This is a genomic window from Halobacterium bonnevillei (assembly GCF_009831555.1).
Classification (GTDB): domain Archaea; phylum Halobacteriota; class Halobacteria; order Halobacteriales; family Halobacteriaceae; genus Halobacterium; species Halobacterium bonnevillei.
Map to the genome: position 1 here is coordinate 1 of NZ_WUUU01000276.1, position 2,583 is coordinate 2,583.

Here is a 2,583-nt window from a genome sequence, read left to right on the forward strand (position 1 = left end):
TGCTCCTCGGCCGCCGACGCCGCGTTCTCCGCTTCGTCGGCCGTCTGCTCGCCCAACTGGACGACGTCGTCGACGGCGCCGGCGACGTCGGCCACCGAGGACGCCTGCTCGTCCATCGCGCGACTGATCTCCTGGACGCCCGCGTCCGCCTCCTCGATGGCCGCCACGACGTCCTCGAGCGCGTCGTGGGTGTCCTCGACGGTTTCGACGCCGTCGCCGACGCGCTCTCGGATGGACGCCATCGCGGCGACGCTCTCGTCGGTCTGCTCGCGCACGTCGGTCACGAGCGCCTCGATGTCCCCGGCCGAGTCCTTGGTCTCCTCCGCGAGGCTCTTGACCTCCTCGGCGACCACCGCGAACCCGTCTCCGTCCTCGCCGGCGCGCGCCGCCTCGATGGAGGCGTTCAGCGCGAGGATGTGCGTCTGCTCGGCGATGTCCGTGATGACGTCCACGATAGACCCGATTTCCGCGACCTGCGACTCGAGTTCGCGGACCGCCGTCGCGGTGTTCTCGGTCGCCGCCTCGATGTCCTGGAGTTCTGTGACTGCGTCCGTCGCGGCGTCCCTGCCGTCGGCGCCCATCGAGGCTGCGTGCTGTGAGGTCTCCGCGACGTCGTCGGCGGAGGCCGCCACCTCCTCGATAGTCGCGGACATGTCGTCTGTCTCCACGGCGACGGACTCCAGTTCGTCGCGCTGTTCGGTCGTCCGCTGGCTGATCGTGTCGACGGACGTCGACACCTCGCGGCCCGCGGTTTCGACCGCTTCCGCGCGCGCCGATACGTCGTCGCTGGCGTTCGCGACCTCGTCTGCGAACGTGACGACGCCAGCGACGGTCTCCTCGAGGTCAGCGGCCATCTCGTTGAACGACGCGGCGACGTCCGCCATCGCCTCGTGGTCCGTCTGCTCGTCGAGGCGGACCGTGAGGTCGCCGTCGGCGAACTCCGAGAGCGTCGCCGAGAACGACGACGCAGTCGCCTCGAGGGCTTCGGCGCGTTCGGCTGACTCCTGGCGGGCGGCCTCGGCGCGCTCCTGGGCCGCCTCGGCGTCGGCTTGCGCGGCTTCGGCCTGTGACTGCGCTTGCTCGGCGTCCTCGATGCGTTCGACGAGCGCGTCGCGCATCCCGGCGAACGACGCGAAGAGCCCGCCGATCTCGTCCTCGCGGTCGACGTCGAGGTTCGTGTCGTACTCGCCGCGCTCCAGGGCTTCGGCCTTCCGCCCGAGCACGTTCAGTGCAGTCACCGTCCCACGACCGAGCGTCAGGCCGATGAACGCGAGGGCGGCGAGCGCCACGCCGACCATGACGAGCACGCGCGTCGTCACTGTCGTCTGGAGCGCGTACGCTTCGCTGGTCGGGACGTGCAGGGCGACCGCCCAGTCCGTGCCCTCGACGGGGGCGTACGCGACGACGTGGTCGTCTTCGAAGTCCTTCGCGGAGGCGCCCGCGGAGAGGAATCCGTCGTCGTCGCTGGCTGCTGCCTGGGCGACGGTCGAGTTGTTTCCGTCGGCGTACGGCTGTAGGGTCGACACCGCGGTGTCGTCTGCGAGCACGCGCCCGGCGTCGTCGACCAGTTGGCTGACGCTGTTGGCGGTCGGTTTCCGGAAGCCGTCGGTGACGTCGCCGAGGCTCGTCGTCATCACCACGGCGGTCTGCAGGCCGTACTCCGACGGGATGCGCGCGACGTATGCCAGTCGCGTCGCCCCGTCTTTCACGTAGGGCTCGGAGACGTAGACGCCGTTGTCGCCGTAGGCGATCTCCTGCGCGCTCCACGGCGTGTTCGCCTCGGTCATCCGCTGGCGGTGCAGCGCGTCGTCCGTGCTGGCGACGACCTCCTGGTTCTGGAACTGGACGTAGTGGACGTTCCTGACGTCGCCCGGCATGTTCGCGATCTCCTCGTCGAGGAACGACTGGATCTCCGTGTAGTTCCCGCCGACGAGGACCTCGTACTGCGCGAGCATTCGCGCGTTGTTCGTGCGCTCGCTCACCCACTCGGAGACCGAGGACGCGCTCTCCGTCGACGCGGTCGAGTACTCGGTTCGCGCCTGCTCCTGGAGTTGGTCAGACGTCTGCACGTACGTCGCCGCCCCGACGGCCCCGATGCACAGCACGACCACGAGCAGCGCCGCGCCGAACTTCGCCAGGTAACTCCGGCGGACGAACCCCGGCGTGAGGCGACGCGCGACCCGACTCAGCTTCGAGCGAAGCGACATCCGACTCGCACGCGCACGACCACGCACATAAATGTATGGTCGCCGGTTTCAGCACTGAAAACCCGACGGGGGCCGTCGGTGGCTGCGTCGCCGACCCGGAGTGTCCAAACGCCGGCACGCTCAATAGGAGCGAGTCCCGGAGGACCTCTAGGACGCGATGACTACGAAGGACTCACTCGCTGTGCTGTACGTCGACGACGACCGCTCCAGGGCCGCGACGGTGGCTGAAGAACTCCAGCGCGCTGCCCCCGGCATCCACGTGCAGACTGCGACGACGCGGGCGGACGCGGCCGCCGGCGCGTGGCGAGCGTCGACTGCGTCGTCGCGCCCTGCGCGGCCGACGGCACGAGTGACAGCCTGTTCGCCGCTCTCCGCG

At 69.6% G+C, this 2,583-nt stretch carries 2 protein-coding genes; one reads left to right on the plus strand and one right to left on the minus strand.

The genetic code is table 11. The features are described 5' to 3' along the window. The coding region (locus tag GRX66_RS18245; RefSeq protein ID WP_159527757.1) for a methyl-accepting chemotaxis protein at positions 1-2,207 on the minus strand (2,207 nt) is incomplete at its 3' end. A gap of 157 nt (positions 2,208-2,364) precedes the next feature. Between GRX66_RS18245 and GRX66_RS18250 the strand changes: the two genes are divergently transcribed. Continuing rightward, a partial coding sequence (locus tag GRX66_RS18250; RefSeq protein WP_159527758.1) for a hypothetical protein occupies positions 2,365-2,583 on the plus strand: 219 nt, incomplete at its 3' end.